This window comes from Gemmatimonadota bacterium (genome assembly GCA_040388535.1).
GTDB lineage: Bacteria > Gemmatimonadota > Gemmatimonadetes > Gemmatimonadales > GWC2-71-9 > Palsa-1233.
Genome location: JAZKBR010000007.1, coordinates 1 through 20,303, shown reverse-complemented (window position 1 = coordinate 20,303; position 20,303 = coordinate 1). Strand labels below are relative to the sequence as shown.

At 64.5% G+C, this 20,303-nt stretch carries 32 protein-coding genes; 28 read left to right on the top strand and 4 right to left on the bottom strand.

Annotated features, from left to right (window positions below):
• The first annotated feature begins 196 nt into the window (after window positions 1–196).
• Together V4558_13445 and V4558_13440 are read left to right on the top strand one after the other, a co-directional pair.
• Window positions 197–670: a redoxin domain-containing protein gene (locus V4558_13445; GenBank protein MES2306507.1), complete on the top strand. Its 474-nt coding sequence runs from the start codon at window positions 197–199 to the stop codon at window positions 668–670.
• A 24-nt stretch (window positions 671–694) separates the two neighbouring features.
• Window positions 695–1,252 (top strand): thioredoxin domain-containing protein, encoded by a 558-nt coding sequence (locus V4558_13440; GenBank protein MES2306506.1) that lies wholly within the window; start codon window positions 695–697, stop codon window positions 1,250–1,252.
• Window positions 1,253–1,268: 16 nt separating this feature from the next.
• On the opposite strand, the gene V4558_13435 is transcribed toward V4558_13440, so the two are convergent.
• Complete coding sequence (locus V4558_13435; protein MES2306505.1) at window positions 1,269–1,679, bottom strand: VOC family protein; 411 nt, start codon at window positions 1,677–1,679, stop codon at window positions 1,269–1,271.
• Window positions 1,680–1,853: 174 nt separating this feature from the next.
• Here V4558_13435 and V4558_13430 point away from each other — a divergent pair, with 174 nt between their 5' ends.
• The 13 genes from V4558_13430 (at window position 1,854) to V4558_13370 (ending at window position 9,148) form a co-directional block, all read left to right on the top strand.
• The gene (locus V4558_13430; protein MES2306504.1) at window positions 1,854–2,375 is read left to right on the top strand and encodes a hypothetical protein; all 522 of its coding nucleotides are present in this window, start codon (window positions 1,854–1,856) and stop codon (window positions 2,373–2,375) included.
• Entirely contained in the window at window positions 2,375–2,848 is a 474-nt protein-coding gene (locus V4558_13425) for a GyrI-like domain-containing protein (protein ID MES2306503.1), read from the top strand. Before V4558_13430 ends, V4558_13425 begins: the two co-directional genes overlap by 1 nt.
• Window positions 2,849–2,853: 5 nt before the next feature.
• Window positions 2,854–3,153, top strand: a complete 300-nt coding sequence (locus V4558_13420; protein MES2306502.1) for a hypothetical protein — start codon at window positions 2,854–2,856, stop codon at window positions 3,151–3,153.
• Between the two features lie 73 nt (window positions 3,154–3,226).
• Complete coding sequence (locus V4558_13415; protein MES2306501.1) at window positions 3,227–4,450, top strand: hypothetical protein; 1,224 nt, start codon at window positions 3,227–3,229, stop codon at window positions 4,448–4,450.
• The gene (locus V4558_13410; protein ID MES2306500.1) at window positions 4,450–4,899 is read left to right on the top strand and encodes a DUF5990 family protein; all 450 of its coding nucleotides are present in this window, start codon (window positions 4,450–4,452) and stop codon (window positions 4,897–4,899) included. The genes V4558_13415 and V4558_13410 overlap by 1 nt, the downstream gene beginning before the upstream one ends.
• A gap of 92 nt (window positions 4,900–4,991) precedes the next feature.
• Window positions 4,992–5,552, top strand: a complete 561-nt coding sequence (locus V4558_13405; GenBank protein MES2306499.1) for a hypothetical protein — start codon at window positions 4,992–4,994, stop codon at window positions 5,550–5,552.
• A gap of 19 nt (window positions 5,553–5,571) precedes the next feature.
• Window positions 5,572–6,006: a hypothetical protein gene (locus V4558_13400; protein ID MES2306498.1), complete on the top strand. Its 435-nt coding sequence runs from the start codon at window positions 5,572–5,574 to the stop codon at window positions 6,004–6,006.
• Window positions 6,007–6,064: 58 nt separating this feature from the next.
• A complete protein-coding gene (locus V4558_13395) occupies window positions 6,065–7,045 on the top strand; it encodes a GNAT family N-acetyltransferase (protein MES2306497.1) in 981 nt (326 codons plus the stop codon).
• 6 nt (window positions 7,046–7,051) lie between these two features.
• Window positions 7,052–7,531: a DoxX family protein gene (locus tag V4558_13390; GenBank protein MES2306496.1), complete on the top strand. Its 480-nt coding sequence runs from the start codon at window positions 7,052–7,054 to the stop codon at window positions 7,529–7,531.
• The gene (locus V4558_13385) at window positions 7,528–7,956 is read left to right on the top strand and encodes a GNAT family N-acetyltransferase (protein ID MES2306495.1); all 429 of its coding nucleotides are present in this window, start codon (window positions 7,528–7,530) and stop codon (window positions 7,954–7,956) included. Before V4558_13390 ends, V4558_13385 begins: the two co-directional genes overlap by 4 nt.
• Before the next feature lie 149 nt (window positions 7,957–8,105).
• Entirely contained in the window at window positions 8,106–8,300 is a 195-nt protein-coding gene (locus V4558_13380) for a DUF4160 domain-containing protein (protein ID MES2306494.1), read from the top strand.
• Window positions 8,297–8,815, top strand: coding sequence for a hypothetical protein (locus V4558_13375; protein MES2306493.1), 519 nt, complete (start codon window positions 8,297–8,299; stop codon window positions 8,813–8,815). Before V4558_13380 ends, V4558_13375 begins: the two co-directional genes overlap by 4 nt.
• A 24-nt stretch (window positions 8,816–8,839) precedes the next feature.
• The gene (locus tag V4558_13370; GenBank protein MES2306492.1) at window positions 8,840–9,148 is read left to right on the top strand and encodes a hypothetical protein; all 309 of its coding nucleotides are present in this window, start codon (window positions 8,840–8,842) and stop codon (window positions 9,146–9,148) included.
• 4 nt (window positions 9,149–9,152) lie between these two features.
• Here V4558_13370 and V4558_13365 read toward each other — a convergent pair whose 3' ends face one another.
• Genes V4558_13365 through V4558_13355 form a run of 3 tightly spaced genes read right to left on the bottom strand, consistent with a single transcriptional unit; the run spans window position 9,153 to window position 10,290 of the window.
• Window positions 9,153–9,524: a DUF1801 domain-containing protein gene (locus V4558_13365; protein MES2306491.1), complete on the bottom strand. Its 372-nt coding sequence runs from the start codon at window positions 9,522–9,524 to the stop codon at window positions 9,153–9,155.
• The gene (locus V4558_13360; GenBank protein ID MES2306490.1) at window positions 9,524–9,964 is read right to left on the bottom strand and encodes an SRPBCC domain-containing protein; all 441 of its coding nucleotides are present in this window, start codon (window positions 9,962–9,964) and stop codon (window positions 9,524–9,526) included. The genes V4558_13365 and V4558_13360 overlap by 1 nt, the downstream gene beginning before the upstream one ends.
• Window positions 9,961–10,290, bottom strand: a complete 330-nt coding sequence (locus V4558_13355; GenBank protein MES2306489.1) for a metalloregulator ArsR/SmtB family transcription factor — start codon at window positions 10,288–10,290, stop codon at window positions 9,961–9,963. The genes V4558_13360 and V4558_13355 overlap by 4 nt, the downstream gene beginning before the upstream one ends.
• A 75-nt stretch (window positions 10,291–10,365) precedes the next feature.
• Between V4558_13355 and V4558_13350 the strand changes: the two genes are divergently transcribed.
• The 13 genes from V4558_13350 to V4558_13290 all read left to right on the top strand — a co-directional run bounded on the left by V4558_13350 (window position 10,366) and on the right by V4558_13290 (window position 20,212).
• A complete protein-coding gene (locus V4558_13350) occupies window positions 10,366–10,767 on the top strand; it encodes a hypothetical protein (protein MES2306488.1) in 402 nt (133 codons plus the stop codon).
• 181 nt (window positions 10,768–10,948) lie between these two features.
• Window positions 10,949–11,323 carry a DUF1801 domain-containing protein gene (locus V4558_13345; protein ID MES2306487.1) on the top strand — a complete coding sequence of 125 codons (375 nt, stop codon included), beginning with the start codon at window positions 10,949–10,951 and terminating at the stop codon, window positions 11,321–11,323.
• Window positions 11,320–11,808, top strand: a complete 489-nt coding sequence (locus V4558_13340; GenBank protein MES2306486.1) for a hypothetical protein — start codon at window positions 11,320–11,322, stop codon at window positions 11,806–11,808. The genes V4558_13345 and V4558_13340 overlap by 4 nt, the downstream gene beginning before the upstream one ends.
• Window positions 11,805–12,503 (top strand): hypothetical protein, encoded by a 699-nt coding sequence (locus V4558_13335; protein MES2306485.1) that lies wholly within the window; start codon window positions 11,805–11,807, stop codon window positions 12,501–12,503. Before V4558_13340 ends, V4558_13335 begins: the two co-directional genes overlap by 4 nt.
• A complete protein-coding gene (locus V4558_13330; GenBank protein MES2306484.1) occupies window positions 12,493–13,740 on the top strand; it encodes a hypothetical protein in 1,248 nt (415 codons plus the stop codon). The genes V4558_13335 and V4558_13330 overlap by 11 nt, the downstream gene beginning before the upstream one ends.
• A 44-nt stretch (window positions 13,741–13,784) precedes the next feature.
• Entirely contained in the window at window positions 13,785–16,688 is a 2,904-nt protein-coding gene (locus tag V4558_13325) for a protein kinase (GenBank protein MES2306483.1), read from the top strand.
• 30 nt (window positions 16,689–16,718) lie between these two features.
• Window positions 16,719–17,390, top strand: a complete 672-nt coding sequence (locus tag V4558_13320; protein MES2306482.1) for a hypothetical protein — start codon at window positions 16,719–16,721, stop codon at window positions 17,388–17,390.
• A gap of 9 nt (window positions 17,391–17,399) precedes the next feature.
• Window positions 17,400–17,753, top strand: coding sequence for a glyoxalase superfamily protein (locus V4558_13315; GenBank protein ID MES2306481.1), 354 nt, complete (start codon window positions 17,400–17,402; stop codon window positions 17,751–17,753).
• A 9-nt stretch (window positions 17,754–17,762) separates the two neighbouring features.
• The gene (locus V4558_13310) at window positions 17,763–18,302 is read left to right on the top strand and encodes a GNAT family N-acetyltransferase (protein MES2306480.1); all 540 of its coding nucleotides are present in this window, start codon (window positions 17,763–17,765) and stop codon (window positions 18,300–18,302) included.
• Window positions 18,303–18,824 (top strand): hypothetical protein, encoded by a 522-nt coding sequence (locus V4558_13305; protein ID MES2306479.1) that lies wholly within the window; start codon window positions 18,303–18,305, stop codon window positions 18,822–18,824. It begins immediately after the preceding gene.
• Window positions 18,821–19,321, top strand: coding sequence for a nuclear transport factor 2 family protein (locus V4558_13300; GenBank protein MES2306478.1), 501 nt, complete (start codon window positions 18,821–18,823; stop codon window positions 19,319–19,321). Before V4558_13305 ends, V4558_13300 begins: the two co-directional genes overlap by 4 nt.
• A gap of 15 nt (window positions 19,322–19,336) precedes the next feature.
• Complete coding sequence (locus tag V4558_13295; protein ID MES2306477.1) at window positions 19,337–19,795, top strand: hypothetical protein; 459 nt, start codon at window positions 19,337–19,339, stop codon at window positions 19,793–19,795.
• Window positions 19,796–19,801: 6 nt separating this feature from the next.
• Window positions 19,802–20,212 carry a hypothetical protein gene (locus V4558_13290; GenBank protein MES2306476.1) on the top strand — a complete coding sequence of 137 codons (411 nt, stop codon included), beginning with the start codon at window positions 19,802–19,804 and terminating at the stop codon, window positions 20,210–20,212.
• The last annotated feature ends 91 nt before the right edge of the window (window positions 20,213–20,303 follow it).

The following is a 20,303-nucleotide window of genomic DNA, read 5'->3' as shown; positions in this document are numbered from 1 at the left end:
GCTCCATTCGTGGTGGCGCCATACGCACTCTCGGTTCTAGTTACTCACCGCTCCGTCTGCTCGATATTGTACTTTGGTGCCGGGGCCTTGCCGATACCAAAGTCCGATAGTCGCGCCCGTTTTCAAACCGTATCATTGCTGCAGCGGCGTCAGTGCAGGCGTCGACTGTGCGACATCCTGTGATCTGGAGGTTCTGATGTCGTTGTCGCTCCTTCCAGCCGGAACCACGGCTCCTTCATTCGCGCTGCCGGATGCGCCAGGGCAACTGCGCACCCTGGAAAGTTTTCGCGGGCGACCGCTGGTGCTCGCCTTTTACCCAGCCGATTGGAGTCCAGTGTGTGGCGACCAGATGGCGCTGTATAGCGCGCTGCGATCGGAGTGGGATCGCCTCGATGTGGCGGTGGTCGGCATCTCCGTCGATGGCTCCTGGTGTCACGCAGCCTTCAAGGAGGGCCACAGCCTCGCGCTGCCGTTGTTGTCGGACTTCGAGCCGAAGGGCCAGGTCGCTCGCGCCTATGGTGTCTACAACGAGCAGGAAGGCACCAGCGAGCGGGCGCTCTTCGTGATCGACGCGGAGGGGATCATTCGATGGTCGTATCTCTCACCCGCGGGCGTGAACCCGGGTGCAGATGGCATTCTCGAGGCATTGGAAAGTATTGGCTCAGCGTGATCCCACCACATCAAGGAGCAAACCATGAGCGCACCGGAATTGAAGCCGCCAGTCGGCCCCACGGATCACGTGGATGGGGATGAGCGCGCCGAGGTGACCCTCGTCGAATACGGCGATTTCGAGTGTCCCTATTGTGGTGCCGCCCATCCAGTCCTCAAGCGGGTGCGTGAGCGCCTCGGTCATCGGCTGCGCTTTGTGTTTCGCAGCTTTCCGCTCTCCGATATGCATCGGCACGCCGAGCACGCGGCGGAGGCCGCCGAGGCGGTGGCCGCTCGCGGTGGCGCGGAGGCGTTCTGGACGATGCACGATCTGCTGTTTGTGCACCAGAACGCACTGGCCGACGGGGATCTGGCCCGGTACGCGGTAAAGGCTGGAGTCGATGGTGAGATGCTGCTAGATGACCTGCGGGGAGGGCGCTATCAGGGCATTATTCGCGAATCGTTCATGGCAGGCATTCGAAGTGGGGTCAATGGCACGCCGACACTGTTCATCGACGGCATCCGCTACGATGGTCCCCGAGATGAGGAGACGCTGGTGAAGGTGCTCACCCTCGTAGCGGACAAGGCCGGAGAACGGCGCTAGCAGCAGCGGTCGGAGCCTACCCCTTCAGCGGCGTCGACACGCCAAGCTTGAAGCCGTCGAGATCCTTGAACTGGAACATCCGGGCGCCCCAGGGGCGATCGGCGGGCTCGCTCAGCAGCGTCCCACCAGCCGCCTTGATTCGCACTGCCGCGCCATCGACGTCGGCATAGCTCGGCACGTTGATCTGGAGGTAGATCCCCTGGCCCTTGATCCGGTCCCAGCCGAGCTTGCCATCGTCCTGGTTGAGGACGATCTGGATCTGGCCCGAGCTGATGATGGCGCCGGCGATCTTCCCTTCCTGCTCGAAGGTCATCCCGACGTTGAAGCCGATGGCGTCACGGTAGAAGGCGATGGAGGCGTTGATATCCTTGCAGGTGATCGAGCAACCGAGCACGGTTGCGTTGAGCGGGGAAGCGGTGTCGGTCATGAGATTCTCGGGTCGGGGTGAGCTGCGGGTGGCAATGATAGTCGCGGTTCAGGGGACGGGCGAGACTGGAACACCGGTCGCTCGATGGCGGTTCCGCCACGGGACGAGTAGTCTCTGTTTCAGGGCCATCGCGCGCGCGGCACTGGTCGGGCGCCCCAGTAGCAGGAGCTGAGCATGCAGATATTGCGACGGATCCGGGGACTCATCGGAACGGCGATTACCTGGGCGATCGTGGGTGGCCTCCTCGGGGCCTCGTTCTACCTCATCCGATATCAGCCCTGGCAGGCCGGTACGGTATGGGGTCGCGCCTTGCGGCTGCTGGGCGCGTTTCTCGGAGCGGGGGCGCTGTGGGGAGCCGCATGCGGGCTGGCATTTGGCCTGGCCATCTGGGGCCTCGGCCGTCACTCGCAATTGCACCAACTTTCTGTGCGGCGCGTCACCTGGTGGGGCGCACTTGGTGGCGTCAGCTTTCCGCTCCTGCTCTACACGCCGCTCGTCCTCGTGAGTGGTGCGGTGCAGGCCGTTCCGCTCTTTGCAGTGTTGACCGTGATGAGTGCAGCGCTTGGCGCGGTCAGCGCGCGGGCGCTCTTCGCGGTGGCGCGTCGCGCGCCCGAGCTCCCGGGTGAGCGGGGAATTCTCGGTATGTCGCCGTCCGCAGTGGTCGTCGAAATGATCCCGCCTCAGGAGAGTGGTTGATGCCGGATACTCCGCACCAGGTGCTCGAAGTACAGGCCGCACCCCGACTCGTTGCGGGCGTACGGGCACAGGTCGCCCGTGGGAAAGTGGGGCAGGAATTCGGCCTTCGCCTCGATCAGATCTATGCGGCGGCGAAGGCGGGCGCCGTGCAGCTCGATGGCCAGAACATCTTCATCTATCGCTCGGCGACGCCGACGACGCTTTCGGTTGATTTCTGCGTCGGTGTCACGGCGCCATTCACCGCAGTGGGAGAGGTGCAGCCGCTGCAGACGCCGAGCGGCCCGGCGGCGATGACCACGCACGTTGGCGACTACAGTCGGCTCGGCGAGGCGAATGCGGCGATTCACGAGTGGTGCCGCGCCAACAACCGCTCTATTGCCGGCCCGTCGTGGGAAGTGTACGGGCACTGGAGCAATGATCCGGCGGAGCTCAAAACCGAGGTGTACTACCTGCTGAAGGAAGGAGAATCGTGACGAGCGTGACGCTGGGTCTCATCTGCGGCACCCTGTTCGGGGTGCTTGCCGTCGCGATGATGCTGCCGATGAATTTCCCCGACAAGCGCGCCGCACTGCTCGCGGCGTTCATCGACCGCTTCGCCATCGGCTTCGTCATCTGCGTGGTGGTGCTCCCCTGGCCGCCCTGGGTCACAGGGCTCTCCCTCGGCCTCCTCCTCAGCGCACCGTCGGCGATCGTCACCAAGGCATGGCGGCCGATCCTGGCGATTGGCGCACTCGGTGGGATGATCATTGCCATGGTGGCGGCGCGAGTCGCGAGCTGAATCGCTACCTTTGTCGCCGGAGTGATTCGCCCTGGGCTCGGCCCAGCCCCGTTTGCGCCCCCGAGGACCCCCGATGAAGCCATCGTTCCAGAACCGGCACCGCCGGGTACACATCATCGGTGCGGGGCCCGTGGGTCTCCTCATGACGGCATTGCTCCAGCCGAGAACGGGGTTCACGGTCCATCTGCATGAGAAGCGGAGCGACTACACCCGGACGCGTATGGTGCAGCTTGCTTCCTACCTGGTGGCCGATTCGGCCGAGAGCTATCGCGCCGACCATATCGACGGCGAGAACGTCGAGGCCGTGTTCGATCCGCAGGAACTCGAGGAAGGGCTGACCTTCCGGCGGTCGATCCCAGCCGACCTCTCGGCGCTTCTGCACGAGTGGTCGCGCGGCTTTGTCCCGCTCAACGTCATCGAGCGCTCACTGAGTGACCTGATTTCCGCTCGGGTGTCGACTCCGGTACAGCGATTCTCCGGCCTGGTCTCGGCTGCCGACGCGATCGCGATGCTGGAACCCGATGACATCCTGATCGATTGCACCGGGGCGAGGTCATTGCTGCGCGATCAACTCGTCCCGGGGGGAGATGCGACCAGCGCAGGGTCGAATACCGTCGACATCCGGCTCGAATACGCCATCGTGATCACCTTTCTCTATGGCCAGCCGTACGAGTGCAACGAGTACTGCAAGTACTACAAGAATGCCGACAACCCGCAGTACAAGTTCATCCCGGCCGTGGGCCGGACCTGCTACGATGGCGCGGTGAGTCATGTCACGGGGATCGTGAACATCACGGCGGAGGACTATGCCGCGATGCCGCCCCGGTTCGATGGCGAATGGCTCCGCGCAAACTTCCGCGATGTCGCCAATTCGATGGACCGGTTCATCGAGAAGATCAAGGAGGAGACGCACGGCGAGATCATCGGGGAGCTGGAGATCGTGCGGATCCCGCTCAATCTGTATCGAGCGCGCAACGCGACGAACCGACAGTGGCTTGCAAATGGGCCGGGCGAGCATCCCTTCACCCGCTCGCCGGTGTTCGTGGTGGGCGACTCGGCGATCGGCTCGCCCTACTTCCAGTCGATCTCGCTCGGCTTCGAATGCGCGATGTACCTCGCAGGGCTGCTGGACCAGCGCGACCTCCCTTTGCCGGAACTCCTCGCGCGCCACGAGCTCTATACTTACAAGCAGTGGCTGCGCGTCTACATGCGCAGCAAGATGATCAAGCACAACAAGGATCTGTTCGAGTGCGTTGACAGTCCGATGGCGCTCCTCGACAAGCTGCACATCTACTAGTGGCCGCGCACGCGACGGACGTGCTCGCCCTCCGCATCATCGTGCGCGACCCGGTCCCTGGCGTTGCACTCCGGATGCAGTCGGGGCAATTCAATCTGATCGAGCCGACCTCGGCCTCCCCAACGGCCGTGGTCTTCGATTTCAATGTGCGGGTCAGTCTTCCGGAGAGTGACGGGCCGGTCGGGTTCTATGGTCCGGTCACCCAGGGGCCGCCGGCCAAGCGGTTCGTCTATATCAACGTCGGGAGCTATGCGGGCCAGGATGGAGGCGGCTGGAACCGGCGTGCAAAGATTCCGCTCACGGGCATCAGCGCCGAACTGGTCCGGCGAGCGCTGGCGGAGCCGGGAAGCGTTCTCAAGGTATCGATCGCGGGGCGGGGCCGGGATGGTACTCCCGTGTGCGCCAGCGTGAAGGTCCCACCTGACGCCTGGCAGCTCGGCACGAGCTGACCCGGTTGCACCGCCCTTCGTTCGACGCCATTCTTGATCGGTGACGCGATGCGTCCCTCGTCCGCGCCGCATCCTTTCCCTGGCGATGAACCGTGACACTGCCTGAACCACCGCGCCCCCACCGCAAGCGCTGGCTCGCCACGCTTGCCGAAATGTCGGCGATCGTGATCGCCGTCGCGTCACTCGGCATCACGCTCTATGAGGCGAAGGCAACGCGCGAGCACGACCGGATGTCGGTCTGGCCGCGGCTCGCCCAGGAATCGTCAGACTCGGCCGGACGTTACGACCGGACCATCACCAACGTCGGCCTCGGTCCTGCGCTCGTGAAAGCGTACGAGGCACGCTGGGACGACACGGTGCAGCAATCGTGGGCGCCGGTCGTGAAGGGGCTGCTGTCGGGACAGGAGCCGAAGGGCTACTTCTTTTCGGCGGTCGGGCCGGGGACGGTGCTCCTGCCGGGCCACACGGTACACGTGCTCACAATTGTCGCAGGGAGTCTCAGTGGCAACGCCATGGCGCAGGATCATCGCCTCACCAGCCGGATCTGCTACTGCTCCCTCTACGGTGAGTGCTGGCTGACACGTACGGGAGTCGCGGAGCCCGCGCCGATCTCCGAATGCGCGGCAAGCGATACTTCGCGGATGGATCACTAGGCACTCGACGAGGCTAACGATGTCGAACGCGCGACGCTGCTGGTTCCTGCTTCCATTTACACTTGCCGCCTGCACACCGTCTCCCCCGCAAGAGACTGTCATCCCCGCGACCGACTACGCCTTTCAGACCCCGAAGGAGATGCCAGCGGGGCCCGCCACCTTTCGCCTCGATAATCGCGGCAAGGTGCCGCATGAGATGGCGCTTGGTCAGCTGAAGGTCGGCATTTCGGCGGATTCGATGCTGGCCTATGCGAGCAAGGGAGGCGATCCCGGAGATCTCGCCGACGGCGTGGTCGGAATTCTGATCGCGCCGGCCGGGCAGCGCTCACTCGGGACCGTTTCCGCCACCCTCGTGGCGGGCCGGACCTACGTGATGATCTGCCAGTTCAAGGACGCCGATTCGCTGCCGCCACACATCGCGATGGGGATGCAGGCAAGCTTCATCGCGAAGTAGTTGCAGCTCGCTGTCACGCCGATGGAACCTGACCGGGGAGCAATGCGTTCGCTCCCCCATGAACGACCATCAATCGCTGCAGGTCCGCCCCGCCACTGCTGACGACAGCGACGCGCTGCTCTCCCTCTGGGAGCGGTCGGCGCGCGCGTCGCACAACTTTCTCACCGAAGCCGACATCGAGTCACTGCGCCCGCTCGTGGCTGTCGAACTCGCCGGCAACGCGATCGGCTGGTGGGTTCTGGTCGGCGACAATAGCGAGCGAGCCGGCTTCCTCGGCTTCGCCAACAACGCCATCGAAGCACTCTTTCTCGATCCCGAATATCAGGGAAGGGGCGGTGGCACCGCGTTGGTGGCCATCGCCGAGGGGCTCGCGAATGCGCCGCTCCGGGTCGATGTCAACGAACAGAATCCGGCGGCGTTGCGCTTCTACCAGAAGCAGGGCTTCGAAGTCGCGGGCCGCTCGGCAACGGACGACGGCGGCCGGCCCTTTCCGATACTCCATCTCGTGCGTGCGTCGACATACCAGATCGGGATGGCGCGGCCCGACGAGATCCCGCGCCTTGGAGAGATCGAAGTGGCCGCCGCAGCGCTCCTTGCGGGGCACGCACCAGCGGCGGTGCTTGCTGAGACCACCTCCCCGGAGAGCCTGCTCGCGGCGCAGCAGCGCGGGCATCTCTGGGTCGCGCGACGGAGCGACGTGCCGAGCGGCTTCGCGCACGTGGAGATCATTGAGGCGGGGAGTGCGCATCTGGCCGAACTTGACGTGCACCCGGATCACGGTCGCCGCGGGATCGGGCGACGACTCGTGCGCGCCGTGTGCGACTGGGCCGCGACCTCTGGCTGCCGCGCAGTGACGCTGACGACATTCCGCGACGTTCCCTGGAATGGGCCGTTCTACGCATCGATCGGTTTCGAGACGCTGACGGCGAAGGAGCTATCGCCAGCGCTCGGGCGTGTGCTGCAGCGTGAGGCTGAATCGGGATTGGATCCGGCGCGTCGCGTGGCGATGCGGTGGCGCAACTACCCCATCACACCCTGAGGCACGATGGCAACGTTCAACGCACGGCGCGACTTGATGCTCATCCTGCTTCGTCTCGTGGTCGGCTTCGGATTTGCGGCCCACGGGTATGCCAAGCTCGCCCGAGGTCCGGAGCACTTTGCGGAGATCCTCGTGTCGCTGCACGTGCCTGCACCGCACCTGATGGCGTGGCTGACGACGGTGGTGGAGTTGGTGGGTGGCATCGGGGTGATGGCGGGGGCCTTCGTCTCGCTGCTCGCCATCCCGCTCACCATCGTCCTGGTGACGGCGATGCTGACGGTGCATCTGCAGTATGGCTTTTCCTCGGTGCGACTGCTGTCGGTCAGCGATTCGGGTGCGACGTTCGGCCCGGTCGGTTACGAACTCGACCTGCTCTATCTGGCGGCCTTGCTGGCGGTTGCTTCGGTTGGACCTGGAAACGCCTCGGTCGACGCCTGGCGGGCGGCTCGCCGGTTGCAGTCCTCACTGGGCCGGAGGGCGTCGTGAGCAACGTGCCGATTCATGTGCACGGGGGTGATGCGCCGGCACTCCATGCATTACTCGACCAGCGCATCAATGAATTCAATGCGGCCGCGACCGGTTACCACGATGCGGAATCGTTCTCTGCGGCGCATCAGGACTCGCATGGTGCTGTGCTCGCGGGCGTCTATGGCTACACCTGGGGCGGTTGCGCCTATGTCTCGCATCTCTGGGTGGCCCAGTCGATGCGAGGGCAGGGTATCGGGTCGGCGCTACTCGCAGCGGCAGAGTCGCACGCGAGAACACGCGAATGCCGAGTGATCTTCCTCGCCACGCACTCCTTTCAGGGCCCGGAATTCTACGCGCGGCTGGGGTATTCGAACCAAGGGGTCCTCGAGGACCATCCGGTGGGTCATCGCAGCATTCTGCTGGAGAAGCGGCTGCTGGCCTGAGGAGGCACTGCTGACGGCGGGGATCGTCTATGCCGGACGACGATGGATGCGGGTACGGCTTTAGGGAGTCGCGGGTTTGAGTGCATTTCTTTGGCCAGCTCGTAGCGGCCCATCTTGCTAGGTGTTACCGGTGACGGTAACGTTAATAAATGGGCAAGCTTCGACGGGGCGGCTTCATCTTCGTCACGTGGAAGGGCGATGACCCGCCGCGGCACGTTCACGTATACCGGGATGGGACGCTTGTCGTGAAGTGGGATCTCGACAATCGGGTGGCGATGAAGGGCCGGGTCACGGATCGGATTCTCCGTCTTATTGCGGAACTAGAGCGGGAGGGCGAGCTGTGAAGATCCAGGCCGTAGCGGCGAACAACAGGAAGAAGGCATTTGAGGTTCGGACCCTGCGGGAGACCTTCGTCTATCCCTATGCCAAGCTGGCCACTCCGCCGACGAGCGACGATCGGGTGGTTGATGCCTTCCCCGATGCCGAGGCTGGCCGGGAGGCGTTCACCTATCGGCTGGAATCCGGTGCGGAAGACACGGTCCATCTTGATGCTGTTCGGGAATACCATCAGGACCCGGATTATTTGAACGAGGTGCTGCTGCACCGCCTGACGGTGGAAGCTGGCAAGGCGATGGAGGAGAGCGACCTCGCCAAGCGCGAAGTCGTGCGCCGTCTCGGGACCTCCGCGAGTCAGCTCTATCGGTTGCTGGATCCGGGTCACTCAGGCAAATCGATCGGGCAGTTGCTCGCGCTCCTGCATCTCCTCGGGCGCGAGGTTGAGCTGGTGGTACGCCCGACGAAACCGGCGAGACGGCCGGTGAGGGGAAGAAGCAAGATGGCAGGAAAGACTAGAGGCTAGAGACCAGGCAGCCAGGAGGGCAGTATGGATCCGGAGACGATCGCATTTCTGAAGGGCGTGACGGTTTTCGTGCTGGTCGCGGGGACCGCACTGCGGGCCTGGCGTCTCTCCCTTGGCGCGCGCGAGCAGCGACTCGAGGCGCGGGAGAGGGAGCTGGTCGCGCTAGTCGAGGAGGCACAGATCGCCCGCGAGACGGGGCTGCAGGATGAACTCGCTGAGCTGCGGGCACATCTGGCCGAACTCGACGATCGGGTCGACTTCGCGGAGCGGCGACTCGCGTCGGAGCGAGATGCGCCGCCGCGGATCGAGCCGCGGCACCTCACGCCGGTCTAGCGGGCTACTTCGCGGGCTTGCGGTTGAGCGCCACCGCCGCCTTGATCAGCGCCTTGAACGCGCGCGCGTTGACCTCGTTGCCTTCGTGGATGTCGATGGCGCGGCGGGTGCCGCCATCGAGCGAGGCGTTGAAGAGCCCCGAGGGGTCGGGGAGTGCCGCGCCCTTCGCGAAGGTCAGCTTGATGTACGTCTTGTAGGTCTCGCCGGTGCAGACGATGCCGTCGTGCGACCAGACCGGCACGCCCGCCATCTTGTTCGACGCCTTCTTCCATTTCCGTTCCTCGATCATCTGGGCGTCGGCCTCGACGATGAGCGCGCGCATCCGGTCGAGCGCGTCGACGCGCCAGTCCGCTGGTGTGGCTGCACTCTTCGGCATCAGATCCTCCCGAGCAGGTCAACGAGTTTGCCACCCATCATCTTCCAGCCATAGCGCGCGCCACCGAAGTTCTGCTTCTGGTCGGGCTTGAAGCCGGACTGGACCAGGGTGAGGTGCGAGCCCGACGGTGTGGAGGTGAGCGTGAAGGTCACCACGGTGTCGAGCATTTCGCCGACGACCCAGGCGTAGCTCAGCTTGCGGGGCGGATCGACTTCCAGCATGCGGCACGCCACGGTGCCGTCCCATCCCGGATAGGGCTGCGTCTTGAACGAGAACGCGGTGCCCGGTGCAAGCTGCATGTCGAACACCGGCAGCAGCCATTGCTCGAGCAGGGCGGGGTCGGTCAGGGCACGCCAGACCTTCTCGGGCGGGTGTGCGAGATCGAACTCGAACGAGATGGCATCGGTCTGCGCGGCGGCGGTGGTGTCGGCGAAGTTCATGGGTCCATGGTCTCCAGCAATTGTTCGAGGCGGTCGACGTGTTCGGTCCAGAAGGCGCGGTAGTGGGCGATCCAGTCGATGAGTGGCTTCATCCCTTTCGGTTCGACGCGATAGAAGACGTTGCGGCCCTCGCGGCGACCGTGCACCAGACCGGCGTCCTTCAGGGCGGCGAGATGTTGCGAGACCGCAGGCTGCGAGATGTCGAAGCGGGCAGTGAGATCCTTCACGGCCGCCTCGCCGCGGGTGAGCGATTCGAAAATCGCCCGCCGAGAGGGGTCAGCGAGGGCGAGGAAGACTTTTCCTTCGAGGGCAGGGGCGGAGCGCATGGGAGATAGATAAGTCTGGGCTTATGGAATGTCAAGGAGGGGGAAGCGGGAAGAGGGAAGGGGGAAGAGGGAAGGGTGACGGACGGAGTGGTTTGTAAAACGGACGGCCCGGTCATGTTAGCGCGCGGGGTGGTCGCCGTGACGGACAGGGTAGTCGGCGTGACGCGCGGGGTGGAATTCTTAGCGCGCGGGGTGGTCGCCGTGACGGAACGGTCGGTCGGCGTGACGGAGGGGCCGGTTTGTAAAACGGAGAGCCAGGTCATGTTAGCGCGCGGGGTGGTCGACGTGACGGAGCGGTCGGTCGGCGTGACGGAGGGGCTGGTTTGTAAAACGGAGAGCCCGGTCGTGTTAGCGCGCGGGGTGGCCGCCGTGACGGAACGGTCGGTCAGCGTGACGGACGGGGTGGTCACCGTGACGAAGCGGTCGGTCGGCGTGACGGACGCCCTGTGTTCAGAACGAAGGAGCCGGTTCGCGTGACGGACGAGGGTGGCGGCGTGACGCGCGGGGGTGGCAGCGTGACGGAGGGGGTGATTCGCCCAGAGGATGAGCCTGGCGACTCATTGGTGCGGGTGAATTCTCGAGGGACGAGTGCGGCAGTGCCCGAAAGGCGCTACACTCATCTGCCAAGCGGGGTGTACTTCCTGAGGAGGGGTTGGTCGTGGCAACCAAGCGCGCGAAGACCATCGCGGAATACATCGCCGCGGCGCCGACGGTGCGGCGGCCGCACCTGAAGCAGATCTACAAGATCCTCAAGAGTGTGGCCCCCGACGCCGAGGAGGCGATCAAATGGGGCAACCCCTTCTTCATCGAGCCGCGCTTCCTCTTCGCCTTTTCGGCGCACAAGGCGCACGTCTCGCTGGCGCCATCGGCCAAGGCGCTGAAGGCGTTCGCGAAGGAGCTGGAGAAGTATCAGACCACCGACAACTTCCTGAAGCTGCCGTATGATGAGCCGGTGCCGGAGAAGCTGGTGCGGAAGCTGGCCGAGTTCCAGGTGAAGGCGTTAAGGGCACGGAAGGATGAGAATTTCTGGTGAGGCGTGCCCTGCTCGCCTGCGCGATGACATTTGTCCTGCTCGGCTGCGGGCGCCCGGTTGCTGATGTCGAGGGACCGCAGACTCCGGTTGCCGGGATGCTCGGCCTCGCCGATTCGCTGGCGCGGTTGGGTGGGTGCCCGCGTGGGGATCTTCCCCCGATCCGGGTCTTTCAGGATTCGGAAAACCCAGTGAGCGAGGCCGAGATCTGCGGATTCGTTACGGCTGCGCTCCGGCGCTTGGCCGCTCGGCGTGATTCTGAACCCGTGTATGCGCGAAGCGATACTGCCAGAGTAAGACAGGTGATCCTGATGATCGCCGCATGGAAGGTGTTCAACGCAGATGGGCGCTATTCTGGCGTGACGGATTCCATCGTTACGGTAAACCTCGATATCCCCGGACGCGCCAAGCTGGTCGGCACCGAGTACCGTGGGGGAGGTTGGCGAGAAAGCTTCGGGACGTGGGATCGCGAGGCGCCCCCTGAATGAAGCAGTGCACCCTCGCAGGTTCGTTCCTGTTCGCTGTGATGATGCTTGCCTGTGTGTCTTCCATCCAAGCACAGGAAGCGTCGGGACCCGATTGCTCGACCCCCGGCTACTACCTCCAGTGCGCCCTCATCGCCGCAAGGATCCCTGAGCTTCGCGATGTGAAACTTGGCGCCGGCGAGCGCGAGATCCGCTACTGGAACACGAGCGGTAATATGATGCCCGACCGTGTTCTGGTGCTGCGGCAGCACGGCGACACGGTGAGCGCCCAACTGTTGCTGGTATGGATCGGGGAGACCATCACCTGGCCGTTTGCGACCACCCTCTGCGGTGAACGCTGGTCGAACAAGGCTGGCGGCCTCTGCATTGGTCGCTTTGCGCAGGAGCAGGATTGGCGGGCGCTGCTTCAGCGATTGGACAAAGCACACCTCGCGGAGGTCCCGCTCAAGCGAGTCGGTGGAACCCCCTGCAAGCCGCCGAAGGGGACGCGGGTCGAGCCGGAGGAGCACTTCATCTGCGTTCGATTTGACGGCTTTAACGAGATAGTGGAGGTCAGATCGCCACAGTTGTACTGGCGGTATGACTTTGCTGGCGATCCGGACCGCTCTTCCGACGGCTACAAGCGCGATGTCGCGTTGTTGAAGATGTTCCGCTGCGCGTCCAAGAAAAGCGGCGACGGGCCGTGCCGTGAACCCTGATCGCCTTGCGCGTCGCTACGCGGTAGGTGGACTCCCGGTCATCCTCGTGCTTGGCCTCGCCGCGGCTTGCTCGTCAGAGACCGCGACAAATCCGTCCAGGCATTTCATCATCGACAGCGTCGGCGTCGCGATCATTACCAGCAATGCACCCGAACTCGCCGATAGTCTGGCCTATCGCGTTGACTCGGTGCCGTTCCTGAATCTCGACGGTAAGGAAGGTGGTCGTCAGGGATTTGCTGGAGCTCTCCTCGCCACGCGGTCGCAGATCGGTTGGATCGTTGCGGCAGATCTCAGCAGCAGGCAGATCTACTTCTATGGCGGAGAAGGTCGGCTGATTCGGGTCGTGGGCGGGGAGGGAACCGGGCCGGGCGAATTTCGCGCGATCAACTTCGTCGGCACACTCCCGGGCGACTCGATCATCGTGTCAGATCCCGCGCTGCATCGGCTCACTGTGCTGGATGCCGGCGGTACCGTGCGGCGCACGGCGCTACTCCCCGAGGCTGGACCAGGTGCGCCTTTCGCCGTCAACGGCACGTTCCGCGACGGCGTTCTGCTCGCCACGACCTTCTTTCCGGCCGGCTGGCAACCACGACCCGGGCCGCATCGTGACACCATGCCCATGGTGACCCTGCGAGCGGATGGCACGCTGCGATCGACCGTTGGGGCCTTCCCCGGTCCGGATGGTGTCGTGTTTGTCGATCCAGGCGAGGTCGTGCGCACAGCCCGTACCCCCTACGGTCGCGTAACCCGCCAGAGCATCTGGGATACCCTGCTCGCCGTGGGAGTGGGCGACAGATATGAGATCAGCTTTTACGCCCGGGATGGTCGCGTTGTTCGTCAGCTCAGGTGGAAGCATCAACCGGTCCCTGTGAGCGGGGATGATTATCGCACGTACGTTCGCGAGCGCGATGAAGCCTTTCCGCTGGAGCCAGCCGGCAGGACAGAATTCTACCGCGAGCTACGTGAGATGCGGTTCCCGAAGGTCCAGCCACCATATGACCTGATCCTCACCCGCGGCAACGGCGAACTCTGGGTTCGCGCCTATGTCGGACCATATCTCCGGAAGAAGCCCTCGCTCTGGAGCGTCTTTGATCGCAATGGCGTCTGGCGATGCGATCTCACGATTCCGGTGGGAGTCGAACCGAAATACATCAGCGATGACGCAGTTCTCGGGACGTGGCAGGATGAGGATGAGTCGTACCACCTGGGGCTGTACCGATTGCGAACCGGGCAGTGATCCCGCCCCTTGCGGGGTAGCCGGTACCGGCGAATGCTTCTGCCATGACCTTGGTCCCCGGTTCCCGCCTCGGAAGGTACCAGATCGTCTCGATGCTCGGGGCCGGCGGGATGGGTGTGGTCTACCGCGCCCACGACGAGCGGCTTCAGCGCGATGTCGCCCTCAAGGTGTTACCGCCGAGCATCCTGCTCGACGTATCGGCCCGCCGCCGTTTCCGGAAAGAGGCGCTGGCGCTTGCCAAGCTCAGTCATCCGAACATTGCCGCGGTCTTCGATGCTGGTGAAGAAGGGGATACTGCCTTTCTGGTGATGGAGTGTGTTCCAGGAGAGCCACTCTCGAGCATGCTGCGACGCGGTACCCTCCCAGTAAGCGAAGTCCTCGGCTACGGTCTCCAGATCGCGGATGCACTGGTCGAAGCGCACGAGCACGGCGTGGTGCATCGCGACCTCAAGCCGGCGAATGTGATGGTTACGCCACGCGGGCAGGTGAAGGTGCTCGACTTCGGCCTCGCGAAGTTGCTTTCGCCGGCCGACAGCGCAAGCGCCACCCTCTCCCGCACCGAAGTCGGGGCCCCGGCCGGCACGCCCAGCTATATGTCTCCCGAGCAGGCATTCGGTGAGGTCGTCGACGGCCGCACCGACCTCTGGAGCCTCGGCGTGGTCCTCTATGAGCTGATCGCTGGCCGGGTGCCGTTCGAGGGCGCCACTGACTGGGCGCTATTGCGCGCCGTGAGCCAATCGACCCCCCCATCGCTCAGCCTGTTACGGCCAGAACTGACCGCGGATGTCGAGTCGTTGATCGCACGCGCGATGACGCGGGACCTCGCGTTGCGATTTCCGAATGCGCTGGCGATGCGTGACGCATTGCAGGCGTCTCTCGCGAAAATCTCAGGGAGCCCTCTTCCTCACCGCGACGAAGCGGTCGCGCGCACCACCCCGCGGCGCGCTGTCTTCGCCGGTGCAGCAGTGGTGATCGCGCTGGCCGCGGTGACCGGCGGCGTCCTGCGGCGGGCGGCGCATCGGCGGTGGGCACGCCAGGAGGCACCGGCGATGGTCACTCGCCTGGTGGAGAACGACCTGGCGTTGTCGGCGGCTTCCGTGCTGCAACGCGCACTCTCGTATCTGCCACGGGATTCGACACTTCTGGAACTGGCGGCGCAGCAGAGCCGAACTATTGCCGTCAGTTCGACGCCCTCCGGTGTCGATATCGCAATTCAGGACTATCTCGCCCCGGAGAGTGAGTGGCGAAAGCTGGGCAGGACACCGATGCAAGGCGTGGTCGTCCCCAAGGGTTATTTCCGGTGGCGCCTCACGCCGAGCGCGGGGAAGGCGATCGTCGTGGCTCCGCCGCTCCACGATTCGATGCGGTTCGCGCTTGACACGATGGCGATGGCCTCGCCCGGAATGGTCCGTGTCGGGGCCCGCGAGTATGGCGACTACATCGCCTTCATCGGATGGGTCGGTCCCTATCGGCTTCCCCCATTCGACATCGATCGGAATGAGGTGACCAACGCGGAGTTCCAGCAATTCGTTGACCGCGGCGGTTATCGCGACCGGAAGTACTGGACCGAGCCCTTCGAGGACAATGGTCGCACGCTAAGCTGGGACGAGGCCTCCGCGCGCTTCCGTGATCAGACGGGTCGACCGGGACCGGCCGGTTGGGCTGGAGGGCACTTTCCGGCTGGCCAGGATTCCTTGCCCGTCTCCGGCATCAGCTGGTACGAAGCGGCAGCGTATCTCGCGTTCCAGGGCAAGTCCCTTCCAGTGATGGCGCAGTGGAGCCTCGCGGGCCCGTCAGACCTCTCCGCCTTCGTGGGACGCACCAGCAATATGTCGGGCTCTGGGGTCGCGCCAGTTGGCAAGTTCGCCGGGGTGGGGCCGTACGGGACAAACGATATGGCGGGCAACGTGCGGGAATGGGTGATGAATGCGACCGCCTCCCGCCAGCGCCTGATTCTCGGCGGCGCCTGGAGCTCGGCGTCGTATCTGTATGCTGAGGCCGAAGCGCTGCCGCCCTTCGATCGCTCGGCAAAAAACGGAATACGCGGCGTGCGCACTCTTGGCGAGGTGCCCGCCGCCGCCCGGCAACCGATCACCTTCCTGCGTCGGGATTTTGCCCACTACACACCGGCGAACGATGCCGTGTTCAAGGCGTACTCGGTGCTCTACCGGTATGACCCCACACCCCTGAATGCGCGGCAGGACGCCGTCGTCGCGACGACCGCCGACTACCGGCTGGTCAAGGTCTCCTACGATGCGGCCTATGGCCAGCAGCGGCTGTCCGCGTATCTCTATCTGCCGACTCACGTGAAGCCGCCGTATCAGGCCGTGGTCTTCTTTCCGAGCGCGCGCGTGTTGGGCATCGGCGATTCGCGGGACCTGGGCGACACCGAGTTCTTCGACTATATCGTGCAGAGCGGCCGGGCCGTCATCTATCCTGTCTACCAGGACACCTATGAGCGACGCCTGAAGGGGGCCCTGCCCGGCGCCTCGCAGGAGCTCGCGCTGACGGCGCAGCGATCAAAGGATGTGGCCCGCACCCTCGACTATCTCCAGACACGGCCCGATATCCGGGGTGACAATCTCGCCTACCTTGGCGTCAGCATGGGAGCAGCAGAAGGCGCGATCTATGCGACGTTGGCTCAGGATCGTCTCAAGACGGTTGTCTTCCTCGACGGTGGCTATTTCCTCGATCCGCCGACACCGGGCGGTGATCAGGCGGACTTCGTACCGCGACTGAAGCGGCCGGTGCTGATGGTGAACGGGCGCTATGACATGACGTTCTCCCTGGACGCATCGCAGGCACCAATGTTTGCGATGCTCGGGACGCCCGCCGCCGACAAGAAACACGTGCTGCTCGAGGCCGCCCACGATGTCACATCAGAGCGCGGTATTCTGGTGCGTGAGGTGCTGGCATGGCTGGACAAGTACCTCGGCCGAGTGGAATAGCGGCCAGTGCGCAGCGCGTTCTACTTTCGCATGGCTGTTGCCGGCCTCTGCGTCGGGCTCATCGGCTTCTCGACCACCCTCTTCATTCCACTCGCGCGCGGCACTTTCCACGCCCCGCCGATCGTCGAGATCCACGGCGCGCTCTTCTTCTCGTGGCTGCTGTTGCTCGTCTGTCAGGCCCAGCTCGTCCGCACCCGCCGGCTGCCGACGCATCGCCGGCTCGGCTGGGTTGGCGCGGGGCTCGCCGTTGCAATGGCGGCCTCGGGCGTGGCCGTCGACATCCTGGTGACACATCGGGACCTCGCCGCTGGGCAGGGCGATCTCGCCCGAGGGCAGTTCCTCAACATCCTGATCGAGATGGTCATCTTCCTCGGGCTCGTCGTTGCAGCGGTGCTCTGCCGCCGGAAGCCGGGGTGGCACAAGCGGCTGATATTGCTCGCAACGATTTCGGTGCTCGGACCCGCCTGGCTTCGGTTTCGGCATTTCCTTCCGTGGGTCGGCAATCCGTTCGTGACCTTCTCGCTCATTGCTGATGCGGCCCTGCTTGTTGCCATTGGTCACGATCTGCGGACGACACGCAAAGTGCATCCGGCGTATCTCTGGGCAGGCAGTGCAATGTTCGCGATCCACTGCGCGGAACTGTTCCTGAGCGATACGGGCCCCTGGCTGGCGACGGCGCGGTTGCTGCTGGGTGAGGGGTGAGGCGACCATATGCTCCATAGTCACCGTTGGTACGCTCGGCCGGTCTTCTTTGTCGCGGATCTCGATCGTGCGCTGCGATTCTATATCGAGCAACTCGGCTTCGAGCTTGCCTGGCACGAGGGCGAAGGCGCCGGCACTGTCTGCGAAGTCGACCGCAGTGAATGCGAGATCATCCTCTGTCAGGACTCGACCCGGCGCGACAAGGGGCGGTTGTTCGTTGAGCTGACGTCAGACGGAATCGCCCAGTTCCGGCAAGAGCTGGCAGAACGAGTGGTACCGCACAAGACGACGCGGTGGGGGTATGACGTGATCCAGGTGGATGATCCGGATGGGAATGAACTCTACTTTCCGTTCGAGGAGTGACGGTTTGTAATGCGAGAGTTCCGCATCCGCGCCGCCGAGTCGAGCGACGTGACGAAAATCGCTCGGGTCCAGGTGGCGACGTGGCACACGACATACACTGGTATCATCGCGCAGGAGTCCATCGAGCGCGTCACGGTGGCCGATCGCGAAGCGGCTCTCGGGCGCGCCCTGCGCGGGGAGACGCAGTTCGTCCCCGAGGCGTTCGTCGCTCTTCTGGATGAAGAAATTGTCGGGTTCGTGAGCGGCGGAGCGATTCGCGCACCGATATCGGAGTTCGATGCGGAGTTGTACGCGATCTACCTGTTGCAGTCAGCCCAGCGGTCGGGTATTGGTAGGGCGTTGGTGAAACGGCTGACTGCAAGGCTTCACGAGGTGGGCTACCACTCGATGATCGTCCGAGTACTGTCGGCGAATCCCGCCTGCCGGTTCTACGAGCGGCTGGGTGGTGACCTGGTCCTGGAAGGAGAGCATGCCTTCGATGGCCACTCCTATCCTGAGCGGGCATACGGCTTCTCCGAGCTACCCGTATCGATCGATCGACCGTTCTGAATGCGGCATGCACCAGTCTCGAAGGAGAACCAGGTGACCTTCTCGCGGCAATTCCGGGCGCTCCTGCGCCTCGCCTTTCTCTGGGCCATCCCGTGGGCGATGACCGGGGCCGTGCTCGGCATTCTGGCGTGGCTGCGTCGAGGAACGCCGCAACCGCCGATCCAGCCCCTGCCGCTGTCGATCTATCTCTCGATGTATGTCCCCGAGATCACCGCCCTTGGCGTGATGTCGGGGTTGAGCGCAGGGCTCGTGCTCTCGTGGACGGAACGGGGGCGTGACCTCAGCGCCGTGTCGGCGAGTCGTGCCGTCGCGTGGGGCATCCTCGGCGGGATGCTGCCACTCATCGTGCTCGGTGCCTACGGGCTCGGTTTTTCGCTTCCGGCCGCAAACCTGCAGGGCATCCTGCTGACTGGCGTACTCACCGCCGTCGCGAGTGGATCGATCGCCGGCCTGACGCTCTCGGCCGCCAAGCGCGCGAAACTTGACGCCCCGGTTGCGCCTCGCGCGCTCCCGTCGACGTGAACGCTCACCGCCGGCCTCACTTCGTGCATCGCCGGTTGCCCCGGTTGACACTGGCTCTCGTCGTTCTGCTCGCGTTGCCACTCCGCGCGCAGTCTACCGCGGCCTGCGCCGGCCCGAAGGATGTATGTGGCTTCTTCGACTCGTTCATCTCCGCACTGAACCGCCGCGACTGGGACGCGTTCCGGGGCACCTTTGCGCCCGGGATCACGGCCATCTTCGAGCGGCCGGGCCCGGCGCAGGTGCAACAGGGTCGCGCCGCGGTCGAGGCGGTGTTCCAGAACATCTTCCCGAAAGCCGGCGCGCCAGCTGCGCCGCTGCCGCCAGCGCTCCGTCCGCAGGGCGTTGTGGTGCAGACCTACCGCGACATCGCCATCATCTCCTTCGAGCTGCAGCGACAGGGTCAGCTCGCCCGCCGGACGCTGGTGTTCCACCGGGTCCGACACGGATGGGAGGTGGTGCACATTCACGGTTCCGCGAGTGATCTCTCACAACCCTAGGAGCACTCCCCCGCAATGAGCAGCATACTGAGGCGGCTTCGCGGCGCGATGGGTATGGGTCTCGCCTGGGCAATCGGCTGGGCCGTCGCAGGCGTGCTCATCGGCGCGTCGAGCAACATCCTGACTTTCCTGCCGTGGGACGCCTTCTTCCGCACCTTTGACGCGCCGCTTCCCGCGCTCGCCATTCCCGGTTTCTTCGCCGGGATCTTCTTCTCGACCGTGCTCTCGATCGCTGGGCGGCATCGGCGCTTCGATGAATTGTCACTGCCGACATTCACCGGATGGGGCGCACTGGGTGGCGCAATCTTCGGGGCGCTCGCGGTGTTGATCGGACTGCCGCTCGGCGTCCTGCTCTTCACGGGCGTGCTCAGTGCACTCTCGGCGGCTGCGACCCTCCTGGTTGCGCGCAAGGCCGAGCAGCATCAACGACTCGAACAGGTCGAAGCGGAAAAGCTGCTGCAGTACAAGGAGTGAACCTCGATGCGCTCTCGCTGTGGTATCCCGATCCTGCTCCTGACTCTCGCGTGCAGCGCAACACCGCAACAGCACGCCGCGCTCGACTCCCTCGCTGCGACACTGCCTCGCGACACCTTCTCGTTCCGTACCCCTGCACCCGGCGATACCCTCGTCGAAGGGCGGAGCTACCTCATTCGCTGGGTCGCTGTTCCGGCACGACGCATCAACCTCGGTGCCGTGATGGGTGGCAAGGACAAGGGCTTCCTGCTCACCAACGCTCCGGCCGGCCTCGATTCGTTGCTTTGGACTGTGCCGATCGGATTCGTGACCGGCTTCGGCCCCGCCTCATCCGATCAGATTCGGCTCCGCCTCGAGAACGCCGACAAACCGTCGGAGTGGGTGGAGACGGGTCGGTTCGTGATTGTGGGGCGCTGATCTTCGCGGGCCTCGCGTCGTGGGTGCCTCGAAGCAGCCTTGGAGGCGCCGCGCACCAGCTCTACTGTCGCCAGCTCGAACCGCCGTCGGG

Excerpts from the sequence above, each read along its gene's own strand:
- V4558_13425 (MES2306503.1), top strand. The coding sequence starts at position 2,375 with ATGCCGGATACTCCGCACCAGGTGCTCGAAGTACAGGCCGCACCCCGA.
- V4558_13365 (MES2306491.1), bottom strand. The coding sequence starts at position 9,524 with ATGCCGAAGAGTGCAGCCACACCAGCGGACTGGCGCGTCGACGCGCTC.
- V4558_13335 (MES2306485.1), top strand. The coding sequence starts at position 11,805 with ATGAAGCAGTGCACCCTCGCAGGTTCGTTCCTGTTCGCTGTGATGATG.
- V4558_13370 (MES2306492.1), top strand. The coding sequence starts at position 8,840 with ATGGATCCGGAGACGATCGCATTTCTGAAGGGCGTGACGGTTTTCGTG.
- V4558_13415 (MES2306501.1), top strand. The coding sequence starts at position 3,227 with ATGAAGCCATCGTTCCAGAACCGGCACCGCCGGGTACACATCATCGGT.
- V4558_13400 (MES2306498.1), top strand. The coding sequence starts at position 5,572 with ATGTCGAACGCGCGACGCTGCTGGTTCCTGCTTCCATTTACACTTGCC.
- V4558_13445 (MES2306507.1), top strand. The coding sequence starts at position 197 with ATGTCGTTGTCGCTCCTTCCAGCCGGAACCACGGCTCCTTCATTCGCG.
- V4558_13310 (MES2306480.1), top strand. The coding sequence starts at position 17,763 with ATGCGAGAGTTCCGCATCCGCGCCGCCGAGTCGAGCGACGTGACGAAA.
- V4558_13395 (MES2306497.1), top strand. The coding sequence starts at position 6,065 with ATGAACGACCATCAATCGCTGCAGGTCCGCCCCGCCACTGCTGACGAC.
- V4558_13320 (MES2306482.1), top strand. The coding sequence starts at position 16,719 with ATGGCTGTTGCCGGCCTCTGCGTCGGGCTCATCGGCTTCTCGACCACC.
- V4558_13430 (MES2306504.1), top strand. The coding sequence starts at position 1,854 with ATGCAGATATTGCGACGGATCCGGGGACTCATCGGAACGGCGATTACC.
- V4558_13355 (MES2306489.1), bottom strand. The coding sequence starts at position 10,290 with ATGCGCTCCGCCCCTGCCCTCGAAGGAAAAGTCTTCCTCGCCCTCGCT.
- V4558_13290 (MES2306476.1), top strand. The coding sequence starts at position 19,802 with ATGCGCTCTCGCTGTGGTATCCCGATCCTGCTCCTGACTCTCGCGTGC.
- V4558_13380 (MES2306494.1), top strand. The coding sequence starts at position 8,106 with ATGGGCAAGCTTCGACGGGGCGGCTTCATCTTCGTCACGTGGAAGGGC.
- V4558_13325 (MES2306483.1), top strand. The coding sequence starts at position 13,785 with ATGACCTTGGTCCCCGGTTCCCGCCTCGGAAGGTACCAGATCGTCTCG.
- V4558_13295 (MES2306477.1), top strand. The coding sequence starts at position 19,337 with ATGAGCAGCATACTGAGGCGGCTTCGCGGCGCGATGGGTATGGGTCTC.
- V4558_13360 (MES2306490.1), bottom strand. The coding sequence starts at position 9,964 with ATGAACTTCGCCGACACCACCGCCGCCGCGCAGACCGATGCCATCTCG.
- V4558_13305 (MES2306479.1), top strand. The coding sequence starts at position 18,303 with ATGCGGCATGCACCAGTCTCGAAGGAGAACCAGGTGACCTTCTCGCGG.
- V4558_13315 (MES2306481.1), top strand. The coding sequence starts at position 17,400 with ATGCTCCATAGTCACCGTTGGTACGCTCGGCCGGTCTTCTTTGTCGCG.
- V4558_13435 (MES2306505.1), bottom strand. The coding sequence starts at position 1,679 with ATGACCGACACCGCTTCCCCGCTCAACGCAACCGTGCTCGGTTGCTCG.
- V4558_13440 (MES2306506.1), top strand. The coding sequence starts at position 695 with ATGAGCGCACCGGAATTGAAGCCGCCAGTCGGCCCCACGGATCACGTG.
- V4558_13390 (MES2306496.1), top strand. The coding sequence starts at position 7,052 with ATGGCAACGTTCAACGCACGGCGCGACTTGATGCTCATCCTGCTTCGT.